The following is a 19,063-nucleotide window of genomic DNA, read 5'->3' on the forward strand; positions in this document are numbered from 1 at the left end:
ACCCTCGAGTGGCGCGATGGCCGCCTGGTGCTGGCCGGCGACGAGAAGCGCTACGGTCATCCCCTGGCGGTGGAGTTCGCCTCCGGCCGCGCGGCCCATCGGCGGCGCTTCGGCGGCGGGCGCGGCCAGCTCATCGCCCGCGCCTGCGGGCTCGGCCAGGGGGTGACGCCCGCGGTGGTGGACGCCACGGCAGGGCTCGGGCGCGACGCCTTCGTACTGGCGAGCCTGGGGGCGCCGGTGCTGCTGGTGGAGCGGGTCGCGGCAATCGTCGCGCTGCTCGAGGATGGCCTGGCCCGCGCCCGGGCGGACGCCGAGACCGCCGAGATCGCCGCGCTCATGCAGCTGGCCCAGGGCGATGCGACCAGCCAGCTGGCGGCCCTGGTGGCGGCGGCCGGCTTTCCGCCCCAGGTGATCCACCTGGACCCCATGTTCCCCCACCGTGACAAGTCGGCGCTGGTCAAGAAGGAGATGCGCCTGTTCCGCACCCTGGCCGGCGACGACGCCGACGCCCCGCGGCTGCTGCAGGCGGCCCTGGACGTGGCCACTCACCGGGTGGTGGTCAAGCGGCCGCGTAAGGCGCCTCCCATTGAAGGGCCGCCTCCGCGCCATGTGATCGAGGGCAAGACCAGCCGCTACGACCTCTACGTGCACCGGACCCTCAAGGCGGGCTGATCAGGCCGGGCGGGCCACCAGCTGCAGGCGATGGCGCAGGGTGGGGTCGAACAGCCGCCGCGAGTGGCGGGCGGCGTCGCCCAGGCGGTCGTCGAAGACCAGGCGCTCCCCGTCGCGCCACAGCCAACCCTCCTGCTCCAGGCTCTCCACCAGGCTCACGAACAGCCGGGTATCGAAGAACTCCGGGGCGTCCCGTCCCGAGAGCAGCGCCAGCCGCTCGGCCAGCTGCCGCGTCCGGTCGGCCAGCGCCTCGGCAGTGAGGCGCCCGGGGCCGGCGTCGAGCAGCACGGCGAGCAGCAGGTAGCCGCGCTCCAGCGACGGCTGCATCAGCTGGCCCAGCAGGTCGAGGCACTCGCCGGCGTCCAGCGGCTCGTCGGGGCGCGTCCACCCCGCCTCGCTGGCTGCCAGCAGCCCCAGCTCCTCCAGCACCGCCAGCATCGCCGATAGCGCCTCGCGCAGGGAGGTCGGCGGCTCCACCATCAGCTCCCGGGCGAGGATCGGCCAGCACGGGGCGAGCAGCGCCGCCAGCGCCTCCAGGCGGTGGGTCGGCTGGTGGCGGAAGGCGAAGGCGACGAGTCCCGGCAGGGCGAAGAGGTGCAGGACGTTGTTGCGGTACCAGCCAAGCAGGCCCGCCTGGGCCGCATCGGCCAGGATGATGTCGCCCAGCGGATGCTCGCGGCGCTCCACCATGCCCAGCGCCAGGGCCTGGTCGATCCACTCGGCGGGCGTTCCCGAGGGCAGGCTGGCATGGGCGGCGCCGGGCAGACGGCGCTGCAGCTCGGCGAGCAGCGCGAGCTGGCGCTCCAGCAGGCGCGCCTCGATGGCGTGGTGGGGCGTGGCCAGCAGCGCCAGCGCCACCAGGTTGATGGGGTTGAGGGCGGCCGCAGCATTGATGCGCCGGCACAGGGTCTCGCCCAGCCGGGGCACCAGCGTGCCGAGCCACTCGGGGCGCGTGTCGCGCGCCTGGCGCCAGCCCTGGCCCACCTCCCGGTCCAGGAACTCGGCCAGCAGCAGTGGCTCGCCTACGTTGACCGCGACCCGGCCGAAGGGCTGGCGCAGCTGGCCCAGCACCCGCAGCAGGGCGAGCGGGCTCTCCTGGCGCTTCTTGCCGCCGCGCAGCTCGCGCTGGTAGCTGGCGTTCTCGATGATCCGCTCATAGCCGATATAGACCGGGATGAAGGCCAGCGGCTGGTGGTGGCCGGCGGCCGTGCTGCGCAGGAAGGAGCGCAGGGTCATGGCCAGCATCCCGGGGCGCGCCGGCAGCATGCGCCCGCTGCGCGAGCGTCCGCCCTCGATGAAATACTCCAGCGGGTGGCCGCGCGAGATCAGCCGGTGCAGGTACTCGTTGAACACCGCGCCGTAGAGGCGGTTGTCGCGGAAGCTACGGCGCAGGAAGAAGGCGCCCCCGCGGCGCAGCAGGGGGCCGATCAGCGGCATGTCGAGGTTGCGTCCGGCGGCGATGTGCGGGGGCATCAGGCCGTCGTGGTAGAGCACATAGGAGAGCAGCAGGTAGTCGATGTGGCTGCGGTGACAGGGCACGTAGACCAGGGTGTGGTCCCCGGCCAGGGCCTTGACCCGCGCCAGGCCGCTCACGTCGACTCCGTCGTAGAGCCGGTTCCACAGTCGGCGCAGCAGGCCGTCCATGAAACGCAGCACCGGGTAGGTCATGTTGGAGGCGATCTCGCGGCCGTAGCGCAGGGCGCGGCGCTGCAGGCGCGCCGCCGACGGTCGCCCCTCGGCGGCCAGCGACTCGATCACCTCACGCACCTCGGGGCTGAGCGCCACCCCCTCGATGAGAGTGCGCCGGTGGGAGAGGTCGGGACCCAGCACCCGGGTGCGCACGCGGCGAAAGTGCACCCGCAGCAGCCGCGCCGCCTTGCGGTTGATCAGCTCCGCCTCGGCCGGCCGGTCGCCTTCTCCCACCAGGTCGCCGAGGCGCAGCGGCGCGCCGAAGTGGACCTCCACGCTGCGTCGATTGACCAGCACCGAAAGGGCCCGGCGCAGGTGGCCGGTGAGCCGCCAGCTGTCGGCGGCGACCAGGTGCCAGAAGCCGAAGCGCTTGCCGGGGGCGCGTCCCCAGAAGATGCTCACCGGGACCAGCTGGACCTCCTGGTCGCCGGCCGCCAGGTGATGTTCGATCAGCGAGCGGAAGGGCGCCTCGGCGCGCAGGCGTCGCTGCCACATCCGCCGGCGGGGCATCGGCAAGGCGAGGCAGGCCGCCGCCGGCACCTCGCCGATCTGCCGTCGACCACCCGCGAAGGGCAACCCGTGTAGGCGGGTCAGGGAGGCCAGCAGCCAGGCGTCACTCCAGGCCGGGCGGGGCAGCACATAGAGCACCGGCCGGTCCGGGTCCAGGTCCAGCGCCTCGGGGGCGGGCTCGATCAGGCGCGGCCGGACCCAGGCGGCGATCAGCCGGGTCATGAGCGCGTGCAGGGGAGTGTTCAGGGTGTGCAGCAAGGCCATCCGTTTGCCTCGGCGCAGGAAAGGGAGAGGAAAGGCCAGTATAGTCTTCGGGGAGGCCGCGGGTCAGGCCGCACGCGCGTCGGGACAGGGATACCGCCATGCACGGGATATGGAGAGACGGCAACCACTTCGAGCTGCTGCCCGAGGCGAGTCGGTTCCTGCCGACCATGTTCGAGGCGCTGGAGCAGGCCGAGACATCGATCCTGATCGAACTCTATCTGATGGAGTCGGGGCGGCTGGCCTCGGCGCTGATCGGCGCCCTGGTCAAGGCGGCGGGCCGCGGCGTGACGGTGATGCTGCTGCTCGATGGCTATGGGGCCATGGGGCTCTCGAGCGAGGATCGCGAGCGGCTGGAGAGCGGCGGGGTGGCGCTGCGCTTCTTCAACCCGCTGGGCTTCCACTCCCTGGCGCGCAACCTGACCCGCGACCATCGCAAGCTGGTGGTGGTGGACGGTCGGGTTGCCTTTACCGGCGGCTTCGGCGCCGTGGACGAGTTCCTCGACGCCTGGTACGAGGTGGCCATGCGCATCGAGGGGCCGGTGGTGGCCGACTGGGTGCGGCTGTTCTGCCGGCTGTGGGACTCGCCGCTGACCCGCGGCAGCGGCCGGGCGGGTCTCGTGCGCGGCCTGGCCACCGTCCCCCGGGAGGCGGAGGGCTACCGCGGCATGCGCGGGCGGGTGGTCTGGGGACAGGGCTACCGCTACCAGGCGATCCGCCACTCGCTGCAGCAGCAGGTCTCCGGCGCCCGCCAGCGGATCTGGATCTGCACGCCCTACTTCGTGCCCACCTTCAGCCTGCGCCTGCGCCTGGCCCGGGCGGCGCGACGCGGCGTGGACGTGCGCCTGCTGCTGCCCGGCGACGCCCATGACCACCCCGGGGTGCGCTATGCCGGTCAGCGTTTCTTCGGGCGCCTGCTCAGGGCCGGGGTGCGCATCTACGAATTCCAGCCCACCTTCATTCACGCCAAGTTCTCGCTGGCCGACGACTGGGTCAGCCTCGGCTCCTGCAACTTCGACCACTGGAGCCTGCACTGGAACCTGGAGGCCAACCAGGAGGTGGCCGATGCGCGCCTCGCCGCCGAGGTGGCCGAACTCTTCGAGCGCAACTTCGCCGCCAGCCACGAGATCGAACGGCTGGCCTGGTCGCGGCGCTCGCGCTGGCAGCGCCTCAAGGAGTGGCTGTTCGGCAGCCTGGACGGGATGCTGACGCGATTACGGTAAGCGCCGAGCGCCGAGCGCCGAGCGCCTAGCGCTCGGCGCTTACCGCTGCCCCTTGCCACGTCCGGCCGGCTTCTTCCGGCGCGGGGTCGGTTTGGGGGTCTCCGGGGGGACGCGATAGTGCAGGTAGAGGTCCAGCACCAGCTCGGGCAGCTGGCGCACCAGCCCCTCCAGGCGCGTGCCGTCGCCGATGAACTCGGCCATGTCGGGCTCGTCGTCGAACAGCCCCGAGAGCGCCATGAAGGGCAGCAGCAGGGTGGCGGCGGCCTCCTCATCCTCCTCGAACCAGGCCGCCTCATCCAGGAAGACGCCCTCCATGAAGCCGGCGCACCAGTCGCCGACGGGGGTCTCCTCGGCGGGCAGGCCGTCCAGGGTGAGTTCGAAGGGCAGCTCCGGCAGCAGCCCCTGCTCCAGGGCGGCGATGGCATTGCGGCGCAGCCGCTCCATGATGCCCAGGATCTCCTCGCGCTCGGCATCGCCGGCGAACTCCGGCTCGCCCTGGAAGAGTTCCGCCACCCAGGCGGCCGGTGTCGCCTCGCGGGGCGACACCGCCAGCGCTACCAGGAAGCCGTGGCTGCCGATCAGGTCCAGCGCATCCTCACCGACCCGCTCGGAGGCCAGGAAGTCGTCGAGACGGTCGAGCTCGGCATCGTCGAGCAGGGGTTCGGGCTGCGGGGTATCGGACATCGTCGCACTCACACTCTCTGGCGCGCTTCGCAGAGCGCTCACTCGGGGGGCAGGAACGGCGCTTGTCGCCTGCGGGGTGAGGGGGCATTCTAGCATCCCATGTCCCGACCCGCGCTGCCCGACCCCGATCCCGTTGCCCTCGCCGACCTCGACCGCAAGGCGCTGCATGCCGCCCTGCACGAACGGGTGGCGGCCGCCTGGCGGCTGTGTCGCGAGGTGCACCCTGGGCTGCCGCTTCCCGCCGTCTGGTGCGACCTGCGCGGCAAGTGTGCCGGCCAGGCCCACTTCGGCCGTGGCGGGCTGCGCTTCAATCCGGTGCTCTATGCCGAGAACCGTCTCGCCTTCCTCGTCGAGGTGGTACCCCACGAGATGGCCCACTGGCTGGTCCACCACCTGGAGGAGGGACACCTGACCCGCCCCCATGGCCGCGAGTGGCAGACGGTGATGCGCGAGCTCTTCGGCCTGGTGCCGCGCACCACTCACCGCTTCGATACCGGCCGGGCGAGCCCCGCGCCGCACCGCTACACCTGCGACTGTCGCGAGCACGCCTTCTCGGCGCGGCGCCATGCCCTGGTGCGCCAGGGGCGCCGCTATCGCTGTCGCCACTGTGCTCAGACCTTGGTCTATCTTGGCATGGGGGTGTTTGAAAACAGTATCTAACCCATTGTTGTAATTGGGAAAAATGCTCATACCAATGTCTAGGGGAAGCCGCGCCTGGCAGGGAGTATGCTGGTTTCACCTTAACTGGCGCCGGCGGGCTACCACACAACATCAAGCCAAGCCCCCCGGCTTCACTCTCACCAGACGGGGCCAACCCAAGGACAGAGGCACTTCCATGAGCGATCAGCAGAACGTCTATCCGGTGCGCGACGACATCGCCGCCAAAGCCTGGGCCGACAAGGCGAAGTACCAGGCGATGTACCAGCAGTCCGTGGAGGATCCGGATACCTTCTGGGCCGAGCAGGCCAAGCGCATCGACTGGATCAAGGCGCCGACCAAGATCAAGCACACCAGCTTCGATCCGCACAACGTGGACATCCGCTGGTTCGAGGACGGCACCCTCAACGCCAGCGTCAACTGCCTCGATCGTCACCTGGAGACCCGCGGCGACCAGACCGCCATCATCTGGGAAGGGGACGACCCCAACGACTCCGCCCATATCAGCTACCGCGAACTGCACGAGCGCACCGGCAAGCTGGCCAACGCCCTCAAGGAGCTCGGCATCGGCAAGGGTGACGTGGTGACCCTCTACATGCCGATGATCCCCGAGGCCGCCGTGGCCATGCTGGCCTGTGCCCGCATCGGGGCGGTGCACTCGGTGGTGTTCGGCGGCTTCTCCCCGGACGCCCTGGCCCAGCGCGTGATCGGCGCCAACTCCAAGCTGGTGATCACCGCCGACGAGTCCGTGCGAGGCGGCAAGCAGGTGCCGCTCAAGGACAACGTCGATGCGGCCCTGACCCGCCAGGGCACCGAGGTGTGCGAGAACGTGCTGGTGGTCAAGCGCACCGGCGGCGAGGTCGAGTGGAAGGAGGGCCGCGACCTCTGGTACGGCGACCTGGTCGACCGGCAGTCCGCCGACTGCCCGGCCGAGGAGATGAACGCCGAGGATCCGCTCTTCATCCTCTACACCTCCGGCTCCACCGGTGCCCCCAAGGGCCTCAAGCACACCACCGGCGGCTACCTGGTCTATGCCAGCCTGACCCACCAGTACGTCTTCGACTACCAGGAGGGCGAGGTCTACTGGTGCACCGCCGACGTGGGCTGGGTCACCGGCCACAGCTACATCGTCTACGGCCCCCTGGCCAACGGCGGCACCACCCTGATGTTCGAGGGCGTGCCCAGCTATCCGAGCCATGGCCGCATGGGCGAGATCGTCGACAAGCACCAGGTCAACATCCTCTACACCGCGCCCACCGCCATCCGTGCGCTGATGGCTCATGGCGACGGCGTGATGGACTCCAGCCAGCGCGACAGCCTGCGCATCCTCGGCTCGGTGGGCGAGCCCATCAACCCCGAGGCCTGGGAGTGGTTCTACCGGGTGATCGGCAACTCGAAGTGCCCGATCGTCGACACCTGGTGGCAGACCGAGACCGGCGGCATCATGATCGTGCCGCTGCCCGGCGCCACGCCGCTCAAGCCGGGCTCCGCCACCCTGCCGTTCTTCGGCGTGCAGCCGGCGCTGTTCGACAGCGAGGGCAACGCCCTCGAGGGCGCCGTGGACGGCAACCTGGTGATCACCGACTCCTGGCCGGGGCAGGCGCGCTCCATCTGGGGCGACCATGAGCGATTCGTGCAGACCTACTTCTCCACCTACAAGGGTGTCTACTTCACCGGCGACGGCTGCCGCCGCGACGAGGACGGCTACTACTGGATCACCGGCCGCGTCGACGACGTGATCAACGTTTCCGGCCACCGCATGGGGACCGCCGAGATCGAGTCCGCGCTGGTAGCCCACGAGGCCGTGGCCGAGGCCGCCGTGGTGGGCTTCCCCCACGATATCAAGGGCCAGGGCATCTACATCTACGTCACCCTGACCGGCGACGTGGAGCCCACCGACGAGCTCAAGAAGGAGTTGACCCAGTGGGTGCGCAAGGAGATCGGCCCGATCGCCTCGCCGGACGTCATCCAGTGGGCCCCGGGCCTGCCCAAGACTCGCTCCGGCAAGATCATGCGCCGCATCCTGCGCAAGATCGCCGCCAACGAGTGTGACGGCCTCGGCGACACCAGCACCCTGGCCGACCCGAGCGTGGTCGACGACCTGATCGAGAACCGTGCCATTCGCTGATCGGCGGGTGTATCACCCGATCGAGCCGGCCTCCGTGGCCGGCTTTTTTCTGCACGAGGTCAATGTTGTCGACAATGTCTCGGCGGCGCTTGGGAATCGGCTATGGCATGGGGTAACATGCGGGTCAACAATTGGAAGAGCCCAGCGTAGCGGCCCGCGGCCTGCTGCCCGAGGAACCGGAGGAGAATCCATGGCCTTTGCCCAGAAATTCATCGTCGCCGATGATCATCCGCTGTTCCGTGCAGCTCTGACCCAGGCGTTGCGTCAGCTGGCGCCCCAGGCCGAGATCGTCGAGTCCGATACCATGGAGGCCACCGCCGAGGTGGTCACCCGCCACCCCGACGCTGACCTGATCCTGCTCGACCTGCATATGCCGGGAGCGCATGGGTTTTCCGGTCTCATTCAGCTGAGAGGTCAGACCCCGGATATCCCGGTGGCGGTCGTTTCGGGCAGCGATGAGCCCTATGTGGTGCGTCGCGCCATCGACTATGGTGCGTCCGGCTTCATTCCCAAGTCATCATCGCTGCAGCTGATCGCCGAGGCGGTAGGGGAGATCCTCGACGGCGAGGTGTGGCTGCCGGCGGAGATGGCCGATGCCATGGGCGAGACCAACGAGGAGGAGACCAAGTTCGCCGAGGCGATCGCCTCCCTGACTCCGCAGCAGTTCCGGGTGCTCAACATGCTCACCGAGGGGTTGCTCAACAAGCAGATCGCCTACGAGCTCAACGTCAGTGAAGCGACCATCAAGGCTCATGTCACCGCCATCCTGCGCAAGCTGGGCGTGCACTCCCGCACCCAGGCGGTGATCGCCGCCCAGCCGCTCAGCAACGGACGGCAGGTGTTGAGGAAGAAAACGAAAATCCCGCCGGAGGTAAACTTCGGCGGGTTTTTCGTTGGAACCGGCACCAGCGGTGGCATCATCCTGCTAGGCGCTAGGCGCTAGGCGCTAGGCGCTAGGCGCTAGGCGCTAGGCGCTAGGCGCTAGGCGCTAGGCGCTAGGCGCTAGGCGCCCGGCTGGCCTGCAGGGTGCGGGTTAGCAGGGCGCGCAGGGCGGCGGGGCGCACCGGCTTGAGCAGCAGCTGGTAGCCGGCGCGCTTGATCTCCTCGGCGACCTCCTCGGTGCGGTCGGCGGTGATCACGATGCCGGGCACCGCGCCCACCATTCGCTCACTGAGTGCCTCCAGTGCCATCAGGCCGGTCACCTCGTTGTCCAGGTGGTAGTCGGCGAGTATCGCATCCGGGTCGCCGTCCAGGTGGCGCAGCACCGACTTGGCGCCGCCGATGCTGGTGGCGGTAAACACCTCACAGCCCCAGCCCGAAAGCATCGCCTTCATGCCCTCGAGGATCAGTGTCTCGTTGTCGATGCAGAGTATCCGGGTGCCGACCAGCTTGTTGCCGGCGCGCCTGGGCGAGGCGGCTTCCTCGGCCTGCTGCGCCTCGCTGCGCGCGGCCACCTGCGGCACGCTGACCGCAAACATGGTGCCTGAACCTTCCTTGGAGCGGACCGCGATGGGGTGGTCGAGCACCCGGCTCATGCGGTCGGCGATGGAGAGCCCGAGCCCCAGCCCCTTCTCGCTCTCCTTGTGGCGTGACGCCTGGTCGAGGCGGCGGAACTCCTGGAAGATCTCCGCCTGCTTGGACTCCGGAATTCCCGGGCCCGAGTCCCACACCTGGATGGAGAGCCGCTCCCCCTGGCGGCGGCAGCCCAGCAGCACCCGACCCTCCTGGGTGTAGCGCAGGGCGTTGGAGAGGAAGTTCTGGATGATCCGGCGCAGCATCTGGGGATCGCTGTCGACCCAGGCGCGGGTCGGCACCACCATCAGGTCGAGGCCGCGCTCCTCGGCCATCACCTCGAACTCGGCGCGCAACGGGCGGATGATGTCCGCCAGGGCGAAGTGGCTGCGCCTGGGGGTCAGGGCGCCGGCATCGAGCTTGGAGATGTCGAGCAGGGTGCCGAGCAGCTCCTCGGCGGCCTGCAGCGAGTTGTCGATATGGCCGATGGTGCGCCTCATGTCGTCGGCGTCCATCTCCTGGGAGAGTGCCGAGGTGAAGAGCCGGGCGGCGTTGAGCGGCTGCAGCAGGTCGTGGCTGGCGGCGGCCAGGAAGCGCGTCTTGGAGGCGTTGGCGTCCTCGGCCACCTGCTTGGCCTGGCGCAGCGCCAGTTCGGCCTCGGCGCGCACCCGGTTCTCCTGGCGCAGGGCGGCGTTGGCCTCGGAGAGCGCCTGGGTGCGTTCGCGGACCCGCTCCTCCAGGGTCTCGTTGGTCTCCTTGAGGGCGATCTCTGCCAGGCGGCGCTCGGTGATGTCCTGGTAGAGGGCGAAGAAGCCGAGGATCGCGCCGCTGTCGCCGAAGTGGGGGGTGTAGGTCACCAGCATGTAGCGGCGCCCCTCGGGCAGACTGAGCGAGACCTCGAAGCTGACCCGCTCGCCAGCCAGCGCCCGGGCGATCCAGGGCTCGCGCTCGCGGGCCATCTCATCACTGATCACGTCCTGCACCCGCTTGCCGATCACCGCGTTGCGGTCGATGTTGAAGGCCTGCTCGTAGGCGCGATTGGTGAAGAGGTAGCGGCACTCCTTGTCGAAGTAGGCGATCAGCGCCGGCACGTTGTCGGTGTAGATGCGGATATTGTTCTCCGAGCGGATCAGCGCTTCCTCGATGCGCTTCTGCTGGGTGATGTCCTGGTAGGTGTAGACGAAGCCGCCGCCCGGCATGGGGTTGCCCTGTACCTCCAGCACGCTGCCGTCCTGGCGGTAGCGCACGTAGCGATGGGGCTGCCCCTCGCGGATATTGTCGAGCAGCAGCTGGACGTGCTCCTCGGGATCGCCGGGGCCGTACTCGCCGCTGTGGGCGTTGTAGCGGAAGATCTTGTCGACGGGGGCGCCGACCCGGATCAGGTGGTCCGGGAAGCGGAACAGCTCCAGATAGCGCTGGTTCCACACCACCAGGCGCAGGTTCTGGTCCACCACGCTGATGCCCTGGTTGATGTTCTCGATGGTGGCTTGCAGCAGGGCGCGGTTGAACTCCAGCACCTGGGAGGCCTCGTCGACGATGGAGATCACGTCGGAGATGCCGATGCCGCGGCCCTGCAGCGCCGAGTTGACCACGATCCGCGCCGAGGAGGCGCCGAGCACCGAGGCCAGGAAGCGCTCGGTGAACTGGATCACGTCGATGGAGGCGCGGGTGCCGTCCTCCAGCGGCTTGCCGCTGCGTCGCGCATAGTCATCGAAGGCGCGCTGCACCTGGCCGGCGCCCAGGAAGCGCTCGCACAGCACCTTGAGATCGCCCACGGTGGTGGCCCCGGTCCAGGGACGATTCACCGAGGTCTGGCGAGTCTCCACGCTGTCCACGAACAGCGAGGCCTGGATGCGTTCCACCACCCGCTGGGAGGTCACCTGGGATACAAAGATGTAGCAGAACAGATTCACGCCCAGCGAGAGCATCACGCCGTGGGTGAAGCTATCGCCCACATTGAGCCCGAACAGCGAGGTGGGAGCGAGCCAGGCCAGTCCCAGGGGGCCGCCATCGAGCCAGGCCATGGGCAGCACCCCGGCGGTGATCATGGCCGGCATCAGCAGGCTGTAGGCCCAGATGGCGAAGCCGGCGTTCATGCCGATGATCACGCCCAGGCGGTTGCCTCGCTTCCAGTAGAGGCCGCCGATCAATGCCGGGGCGAACTGGGCCGCCGCGGCAAATGAGAGCATGCCGATGGAAGCCAGCGAGGTGAACTCGCCGATCAGCTGGTAGAAGCCGTAGGCCATGGCCAGCACCCCGGCGATGGTAACCCGTCGGGCGCGCAGCACCAGGCGGCCGTAGTCGCGGGCCTTGGTGTCGAACCAGCGCAGCCGGAACAGTGCCGGGATGACGATCTCGTTGGAGATCATGATCGACACCGCCACCGCGGCCACGATCACCATGCCGGTGGCCGCCGAGAAGCCGCCGATGAAGGTCAGCAGGGTCAGCCATTCGTTGTTCGCCGCCATGGGCAGCGCCAGCACATAGGTATCGGGTTCGATGCCGCTATCGGCGAACAGGGTCAGACCGGCGGCGGCCAGCGGCAGCACGAAGAAGGCGAAGGCCACCAGGTAGAGGGGAAACAGCCAGCGCGCCTTGGCGGCATCGTCGCGGTGGGTGTTCTCCACCACCGCCACATGGAACTGCCGCGGCAGACAGAGGATCGCCAGCATCGCCAGCAGGGTCTGGGCCCAGAAGCTCTGGCCGAAGTCCTGCTGGGCCAGCTGCCGCTGCAGCTCCAGCTGCCCCTCCGCCTGGGCGAAGAGCTCGCCGAGGCCCCCGAACATCCCCCAGGTGACGTAGGCGCCGAGAATCAGGAAGGCGAGCAGCTTGACCAGCGACTCGAAGGCCACGGCGTGGATCAGCCCCTCGTGGTGCTCGGTGGCGTCGGTATGTCGAGTGCCGAAGAGGATGGCGAAGGCGGCCATCACCACCGCCACGTAGAAGGCCGTATCGGCGAACAGCGGGGCGTTGGTGGGATCGCCGGCGTCGGTGAGCACGCTGAACGAGGTGGAGACCGCCTTCAGCTGCAGGGCGATGTAGGGCAGGGTACCAATGAGTGCCACCAGGCTGGCGAAGGCGGCGAGCGATTGGGTCTTGCCGTAGCGTGAGGCGATGAAGTCGGCAATGGAGGTGACGTTCTGGTGCTTGGCGACGCGGATCATCTTGGCCAGCACCGGCCAGAACAGTAGGAAGGTCAGGATCGGCCCGACGTAGATGCTGGCAAAGGACCAGCCGCCGGTGGCGGCCTGGCCCACGGCCCCATAGAAGCTCCAGGAGGTGCAGTAGATGGCCAGCGCCAGGCTGTAGATGAGGGGGCGGCGATGGCTGGAACCGTGCTCCCTGGCATGCCGATCTCCCCGCCAGGCGATGCCGAACAGCACGGCGATGTAGAGCAGTGAGACGGCAACCAGCAGCCAGCCTGAAAACATGGGTGTCCTCCCTCGAGTCTGGGTCCCATTCTAGGGGAATGTGACCCGGGAAGGCAGGCGATGGGGCCTCAGCTCTCCTGACGGCAGACCGCCCGGTAGAGGGCGTCGCCTTCGTCGATCGCTCGCATGGCATCGAAGCGCGGTCGGCGCTCCTCGCCCACCAGCGGCAGGGTCTCGCGGCTCTCGCAGCGCATCAGCCAGGCCTGGTGGGTGACCAGGTCCACGTGCTGCTTCTCGAAGCGGTAGCGGATGTACTCCACCACGCGCTCGCCGTTCACCTCGCGCACCGCCATGCTGTTGCGATCCACGACGCTGAAGGCGGTGTTCATCGGGAAGACCAGCGTCCAGGGGCGCCAGAAGGCGGCACCGCGCTCCACGTCGACCACCGTGGCGCTCTCCGGCAGCTGGGCCTGCTTGTGGGAGAACCAGGAGTACTCGTAGTGGATCTGGTAGCCCAGCATGCCGAGGCCGGCGAAGACGGGAATGATCCAGCGCGGTAGCCGCTTGCCGCTGGCGGCGCGCAGCACCAGGGCAATGCCGGCAGCTGCGAGGGCGGCGAAGATGGCCGCGATCAGATGCCAAATCATGAAGTGTCCTTGCTCAAAGCGCTCGGGCTTCCCAAGGGAAGCCCGAGCGGTGGGAGTTGACTGGCCCGGCTTGCCGGGCCAGGGGGCCATTATGGCCCAGAAAGCCCCGGGTGGTTAGTGGTCGACGGCACCACCGGCCCCCTTGGGATAGCGCACGCTCTCGACCAGCTCCTGGATCTCTTTCGGCGGCGCCTCGGTCACGTTGGAGATGGCGAAGGCCACGGCGAAGTTGATCATGGCACCGATGGCACCGAAGGAGAGCGGCGAGACGCCCAGGATCCAGCTGTCCGGCGTGTTGGGCAGCATGTTGGTGCCGGGAATGAAGAACCAGCCCAGGTAGGTGAAGATGTAGACCAGGGTGGAGATCAGACCGGCCAGCATGCCGGCGATGGCGCCCTTGTCGTTCACCCGCTTGGAGAAGATCCCCATCATCAGCGCCGGGAAGAGCGAGGCGCCGGCGATACCGAAGGCGAGCGCCACCACCTGTGCCGCGAAGCCGGGCGGATTGAGCCCCAGGTAGGTCGCCAGCAGGATGGCCCCGGCCATGGAGATCCGCGCCGCCAGCATCTCGCCCTTCTCGGAGATACCGGGGTTGATGGTCTTCTTGATCAGGTCGTGACTGATGGCCGAGGAGATGGCCAGCAGCAGACCCGCTGCGGTGGAGAGTGCCGCCGCGATACCGCCGGCGGCGATCAGGCCGATGACCCAGGGCGGCAGGTTGGCGATTTCGGGGTTGGCCAGTACCAGGATGTCGTTGTTGACTGACAGCTCACTGCCTTCCCAGCCGCGCTCTGCCGCCGTCTCGGCGAAGTCCGGGTTGGCCTCGTTGAAGTACTGGATGCGGCCGTCGTCGTTGAGGTCGTTGAAGACGATCAGGCCGGTGTCCTCCCAGGTGCGGAACCATTCGGGACGGTCCTCATAGAGGATCGGGTTGGCCATCGCCTCCTCGTAGTTCTCCACCTGGCCTGCCGCATCCGGGTAGATGGTGGTCAGCAGGTTGAGGCGCGCCATGGAGGCCACGGCCGGGGCGGTAAGGTAGAGCAGGGCGATGAAGACCAGCGCCCAGCCGGCGGACCAGCGTGCGTCGGCCACCTTGGGCACGGTGAAGAAGCGGATGATGACGTGGGGCAGGCCCGCGGTACCCACCATCAGCGAGAGGGTGAACAGCACCATGTTGAGCTTGTTGTCCACGTCGGCCGCATAGTCCTGGAAGCCCAGCGCCACCAGCACTTCGCTCAGCTTCTCCAGCAGCGGCATGCCGGATTCATTATGGGTGCTGAACATGCCGAACATCGGGATCGGGTTGCCGGTCAGCTGGAAGGCGATGAACACCGCCGGGATGGTGTAGGCGATGATCAGCACCACATACTGGGCCACCTGGGTGTAGGTGATGCCCTTCATGCCGCCGAACACGGCGTAGAGGAAGACGATGATGGCGGCGATCCAGATGCCCCAGGTATTGGAGACCTCCAGGAAGCGCGAGAAGGCCACGCCGGCGCCGGTCATCTGGCCGATGACGTAGGTCACCGAGGCGATGATCAGACAGGCAACGGCCACGGTGCGTGCCGTGGTGCTGTAGAAGCGGTCACCGATGAAGTCCGGGACGGTGAACTTGCCGAACTTGCGCAGGTAGGGTGCCAGCAGCATGGCCAGGATCACGTAGCCGCCGGTCCAGCCCATCAGGAACGATGAGTTGGCGTAGCCGCCGGCGGCCAGCAGGCCGGCCATGGAGATGAATGACGCCGCGGACATCCAGTCGGCGGCGGTGGCCATGCCGTTGGTCACCGGGTGGACGCCGCCGCCCGCCACATAGAAGTCCTTGGTGGAACCCGCTCGGGCCCAGATCGCGATGCCGATGTAGAGAGCAAAGGAGGCCCCTACGAACAGCAGGTTGATGGCAAACTGACTCATGCTGGCTTACTCCCCCAGGCCGAACTTCTGATCGAGCTTGTTCATCTTCCAGGCGTAGAAGAAGATCAGCGCGATGAAGGTGAGAATGGAGCCCTGCTGGGCGAACCAGAAGCCGAGGTCGGTGCCGCCGATCGGGATAAAGGCAACCAGCGGGCGCAGCAGGATGGCCAGGCCGTAGGAAACGAAGGCCCAGACGGCCAGGCATCCCATGATCAGGCGCACGTTCGCCTTCCAGTAGTCGGCCGAATCGATTTTCTCTTCTGCCATGTTTGCGTTCTCCACTTGTTATTGGTGGGGGGTTGGTAAGCTTGTGGGGTCTAGCGGTTATGGGTCGTGCGATTGCCCTGCATGACGCCTGTTGGATAGTGGGCAATGAGTGGCGAAAATGAATCCCAGACTTTCGTATCATGAGATAAAACCGATGTAATATGTGATTATGAAATTCCCGCTTTTCAATATCTTGAGTTGTTGTTTCTTGGCTGTTACCGGATGGAGGCGGGCGAGTTTAGGACGATGGTATAGGAGGTCGTTGTCTGTGACTTTCGTCTAGTTCTTATGGGTGTTGGACGATGGTCTAAGGACTCAAGAGGGAGACGAACGTCTAGCTTATAAGGGGAAAGGGGGCGTTGCTATGCTGCCCCCTAGTCCACCCTCGGGAAGGACATCCGGAGCCGCCCTCGGCGCGTCTCCGGCGCCCAACAATAATCTGGTGGCGGCCCTGATGCCGTTCCCGCCCGCGTCGTCCAGTTGCGCCAGTTTCGCCACCCCCAGGCGGACGGAGGCGGGAGCCGACGCCCATGGCGGGAAGCCGCCCGCGAGGTCAGCACCATGGTCGAGGTCGATCTTTCCCAACCGCCGTTCACCCTGCTCGATGAGGCCGGTCGCGAGCGGGTCCGCCAGGGCGTGGACCTGGCCTACTTCGACCGTGACGAGATCATCCTCGAGACCGGCCAGCCCGGTGAGTATGTCTTCCTCATCCACAAGGGCGAGGTGGCCGAGCTGGATACCACCCTGCCCGCGGCCCGCGCGCGCCTCGGCCACTACACTCGCGGCGACCTGTTCGGCGCAATCAGTATTCTCAACGGGAAGAGTCGCTACCGCTTCCGGGCCGAGCAGGAGAGCCTCTGCTACCTGCTGCCCAAGGCGCTGTTCCTGCAGCTGTGCGATGACTATCCGCCCTTCGCCGAGTTCTTCCGCCAGACCCTGACCCACAAGGCGCGCCTGCTGACCGAACAACGCGCCGAGGGGGGGGTGACCATGGCCGGCTTCATGCTGGCCCGCGTCGACGAGTGCATGCGTGAGCCGCTGATCGTGCCGGCGGCCACCACCATCGCCGAGGCCGTGGGGACCATCAACGAGCGCCACGCCGACAGCCTGCTGGTCGCCAGCGATAACGGGCCCGGCATGGTGACCAAGAGCGATCTGCTCAACGCCCTGGTGGTGGAGGGGCGCGACCGCGACAGCGCCCTGAACGGCATCGGCAGCGCCGAGCTGATCACGGTGACGCCCGGGCAGTACCTGTTCGAGGCGCTGGTGATCATGACCCGCCACAAGGTGGAGCGGGTGGTGGTGGTGGAGAAGGCGAGCCCGGTCGGCGTCGTCGAGCTTACCGATGTGCTCAGCTACTTCTCGAGCCGCAGCTATGTGGTCAGCCTGCAGGTGGAGCAGGCGGCCAACCTGGAGGCCCTGGCCGCCGCCAGCCGGCGTACCCCCGAGCTGGTCAAGGCGCTGATGGCCCAGGGGGTCAAGCTGCGCTTCGCCATGGGCCTGCTGGCGGCGCTGAACGGGCGGATCATCAACAAGGCCTGGGGGTTCCTGGTCGATGAACGCTACCACCACGACAGCTGTCTGATGGTGATGGGCAGCGAGGGGCGCGGCGAGCAGATCCTCAAGACCGACCAGGACAACGGCCTGATCCTGGCCGATGACCTGGAGTGGCCCGACTGTGCCGCCCAGATGCAGCGTCTCACCGAGACCCTGATCGAGCTGGGCTACCCGCCCTGTCCGGGCCATATCATGGTGTCCAACCCCGAGTGGGTCGGCACCGAGAGCCAGTGGCGTGGGCGCATCGCCAAATGGGCCGCCAAGCGCGACGGCGACAGCCTGATGCGGCTGGCCATCATGCTCGATTCCCATGCGGTGGCCGGCAATCCGGCGCTGCTCGACCGCGTGCGCGACGAGCTCTTCGAGCGCTGCTCCGGCGACGAGCTGCTGCTCTCCTACTTTGCCCGCACCATCCAGCACTTCTCGACGCCGCTGACCCTGTTCGGCTCCCTCAAGCGGCCCCAGCACGGCATCGACATCAAGAAGGGCGGGATCTTCCCCATCGTCCACGGGGTGCGGGTGATGGCCCTGGAGCGGCGCATCCGGCCCACCTCCACCCTGGAGCGGCTCGACGCCCTGGCGGCGGACGGCCGGCTCGAGCCGCGCTTCGCCGAGGACCTGGGCGAGGCCCTGTCGCTGTTCACCGAGCTGCGGCTCAAGCAGCAGCTGGCGCGCCTGGACGGCGAAGGCGACGAGCGCCGGCCCGACCGCGTGGTGGTGCAGGAGCTCTCCTCGCTGGAGCGCGACCTGCTGCGCGAGGCGCTGCATATCGTCAAGGACTTCAAGCAGCGCCTCTCGCACCGCTTTCACCTGGAGTATTCGTGATGCCGACGTCCGAAGGAACGACAACGACACAAGGAGACCCCGTCATGATCAAGGCCCTGCGGCGCGCCGCCGACCGGCGCCGACACGCCAACGGCGATTACGCCTGGCTTTTCCATCCCTACACCGGGGACGAGCTGGTGGTTATCGATACCGAGACCACCGGCCTCGACACCCGCAGCGCCGAGCTGGTTGCCATCGCCGCCGTCAAGGTGCGCGGCGACCGGGTATTGACCAGCGAGTCGCTGAACCTGCGCCTGGCGCGCCCGGCCTCGCTCTCCGGCGACTCGATCCGCATCCACGGCCTGCGCGGCATCGACCTGGAAGGGGGCGCCTCGGTACAGGAGGCGCTGGAGCGCCTGCTCGAATTCGTCGGCAACCGCCCGCTGGTGGGCTGGCACCTGGAGTTCGACCTGGCGATTCTCAACCGTGAGCTGCGCCCGCGCTTCGGGTTCGACCTGCCCAACGCCACCATCGACGTGGCCCAGAGCTACTTGCGCCGGCTGCGGCGTCTCCACCCGGAGGTGGAGCGCGCGCCACGCTTCGAGAAGGTGGCGGAGCTGCTGGACGTGCCCTTGATGGGGCGTCACACCGCCCTGGGTAATGCGGTGACCACGGCGCTGATGTTCCTGCGGCTGGATCGCGAGGCCAGCGCGGCGCGGCGCTTCTGCTGAGCGGCGGCGGCGTCGCCTCGGGGCGCCCGGAGTGGTAGGATGGCGCCCGTCATTTTCCGCCCGCACTGGCAGCGCCAAGACCCATGCAAGACGCCGTGACCTTCGACCCCCGTGACCCTGACGAGGCCGCCGCCGCGGCCGGGCCCCTCGAGCACGAGGCCGCCTCGCCGACCCTCGACGCCCGGGCCAGGCGCGAGTTCAACAAGCTGCAGAAGCGCCTGCGGCGCCAGGTCGGCCATGCCATCATCGACTACGGCATGATCCACGAGGGCGACCGGGTGATGGTGTGTCTGTCCGGCGGCAAGGACAGCTATACCCTGCTGGAGATCCTGCGCAGCCTGCAGCGCAACGCACCGGTGAACTTCTCGCTGGTGGCGGTCAACCTCGACCAGAAGCAGCCGGGGTTTCCCGAGCGGGTGCTGCCCGAGTACCTCGACTCGATCGGCGTCGAGTATCACATCCTCGAGCGCGACACCTA

At 68.0% G+C, this 19,063-nt stretch carries 12 protein-coding genes and 2 pseudogenes; 8 read left to right on the top strand and 6 right to left on the bottom strand.

Annotated features, from left to right (window positions below; all coding sequences use genetic code 11):
• The coding region (locus tag J5F18_RS05770) for a class I SAM-dependent methyltransferase (RefSeq protein ID WP_346301364.1) at positions 1-672 on the top strand (672 nt) is incomplete at its 5' end.
• Here J5F18_RS05770 and plsB read toward each other — a convergent pair.
• Positions 673-3,135: a glycerol-3-phosphate 1-O-acyltransferase PlsB gene (gene plsB / locus J5F18_RS05775; protein WP_346301365.1), complete on the bottom strand. Its 2,463-nt coding sequence runs from the start codon at positions 3,133-3,135 to the stop codon at positions 673-675.
• A 98-nt stretch (positions 3,136-3,233) separates the two neighbouring features.
• Here plsB and J5F18_RS05780 point away from each other — a divergent pair, with 98 nt between their 5' ends.
• Positions 3,234-4,355: a phospholipase D-like domain-containing protein gene (locus J5F18_RS05780; RefSeq protein WP_346301366.1), complete on the top strand. Its 1,122-nt coding sequence runs from the start codon at positions 3,234-3,236 to the stop codon at positions 4,353-4,355.
• 39 nt (positions 4,356-4,394) lie between these two features.
• Here the strand turns inward: J5F18_RS05780 and J5F18_RS05785 are convergent, their stop codons facing one another.
• Positions 4,395-5,039 (bottom strand): YecA family protein, encoded by a 645-nt coding sequence (locus J5F18_RS05785; RefSeq protein WP_346301367.1) that lies wholly within the window; start codon positions 5,037-5,039, stop codon positions 4,395-4,397.
• Between the two features lie 99 nt (positions 5,040-5,138).
• On the opposite strand from J5F18_RS05785, the gene J5F18_RS05790 reads away from it, so the two are divergent.
• The 3 genes and pseudogenes from J5F18_RS05790 to J5F18_RS05800 all read left to right on the top strand — a co-directional run.
• Entirely contained in the window at positions 5,139-5,699 is a 561-nt protein-coding gene (locus J5F18_RS05790) for a SprT-like domain-containing protein (protein WP_346301368.1), read from the top strand.
• Between the two features lie 175 nt (positions 5,700-5,874).
• Positions 5,875-7,824, top strand: coding sequence for an acetate--CoA ligase (acs, locus tag J5F18_RS05795; protein WP_346301369.1), 1,950 nt, complete (start codon positions 5,875-5,877; stop codon positions 7,822-7,824).
• Between the two features lie 190 nt (positions 7,825-8,014).
• Positions 8,015-8,641, top strand: a pseudogene (locus tag J5F18_RS05800) (response regulator transcription factor); the annotation flags it as partial.
• 178 nt (positions 8,642-8,819) lie between these two features.
• Here J5F18_RS05800 and J5F18_RS05805 read toward each other — a convergent pair.
• From J5F18_RS05805 to J5F18_RS05820, 4 genes are all read right to left on the bottom strand, one after another.
• Complete coding sequence (locus J5F18_RS05805; RefSeq protein ID WP_346301370.1) at positions 8,820-12,767, bottom strand: NahK/ErcS family hybrid sensor histidine kinase/response regulator; 3,948 nt, start codon at positions 12,765-12,767, stop codon at positions 8,820-8,822.
• Positions 12,768-12,835: 68 nt separating this feature from the next.
• Positions 12,836-13,354, bottom strand: coding sequence for a hypothetical protein (locus J5F18_RS05810; protein ID WP_346301371.1), 519 nt, complete (start codon positions 13,352-13,354; stop codon positions 12,836-12,838).
• A gap of 114 nt (positions 13,355-13,468) precedes the next feature.
• Positions 13,469-15,265, bottom strand: a complete 1,797-nt coding sequence (locus tag J5F18_RS05815; RefSeq protein WP_346301372.1) for a sodium:solute symporter family protein — start codon at positions 15,263-15,265, stop codon at positions 13,469-13,471.
• Between the two features lie 6 nt (positions 15,266-15,271).
• Positions 15,272-15,532, bottom strand: coding sequence for a DUF4212 domain-containing protein (locus J5F18_RS05820; RefSeq protein WP_346301373.1), 261 nt, complete (start codon positions 15,530-15,532; stop codon positions 15,272-15,274).
• 561 nt (positions 15,533-16,093) lie between these two features.
• Between J5F18_RS05820 and J5F18_RS05825 the strand changes: the two genes are divergently transcribed.
• The 3 genes and pseudogenes from J5F18_RS05825 to J5F18_RS05835 form a co-directional block, all read left to right on the top strand.
• Complete coding sequence (locus J5F18_RS05825) at positions 16,094-17,914, top strand: putative nucleotidyltransferase substrate binding domain-containing protein (RefSeq protein ID WP_346301374.1); 1,821 nt, start codon at positions 16,094-16,096, stop codon at positions 17,912-17,914.
• A gap of 44 nt (positions 17,915-17,958) precedes the next feature.
• Positions 17,959-18,585, top strand: a complete 627-nt coding sequence (locus J5F18_RS05830; protein ID WP_346301375.1) for a 3'-5' exonuclease — start codon at positions 17,959-17,961, stop codon at positions 18,583-18,585.
• 83 nt (positions 18,586-18,668) lie between these two features.
• Positions 18,669-19,063 (top strand): annotated as a pseudogene (locus J5F18_RS05835) (tRNA 2-thiocytidine(32) synthetase TtcA); the annotation flags it as partial.

It is taken from the genome of Halomonas sp. BM-2019 (genome assembly GCF_017584085.1).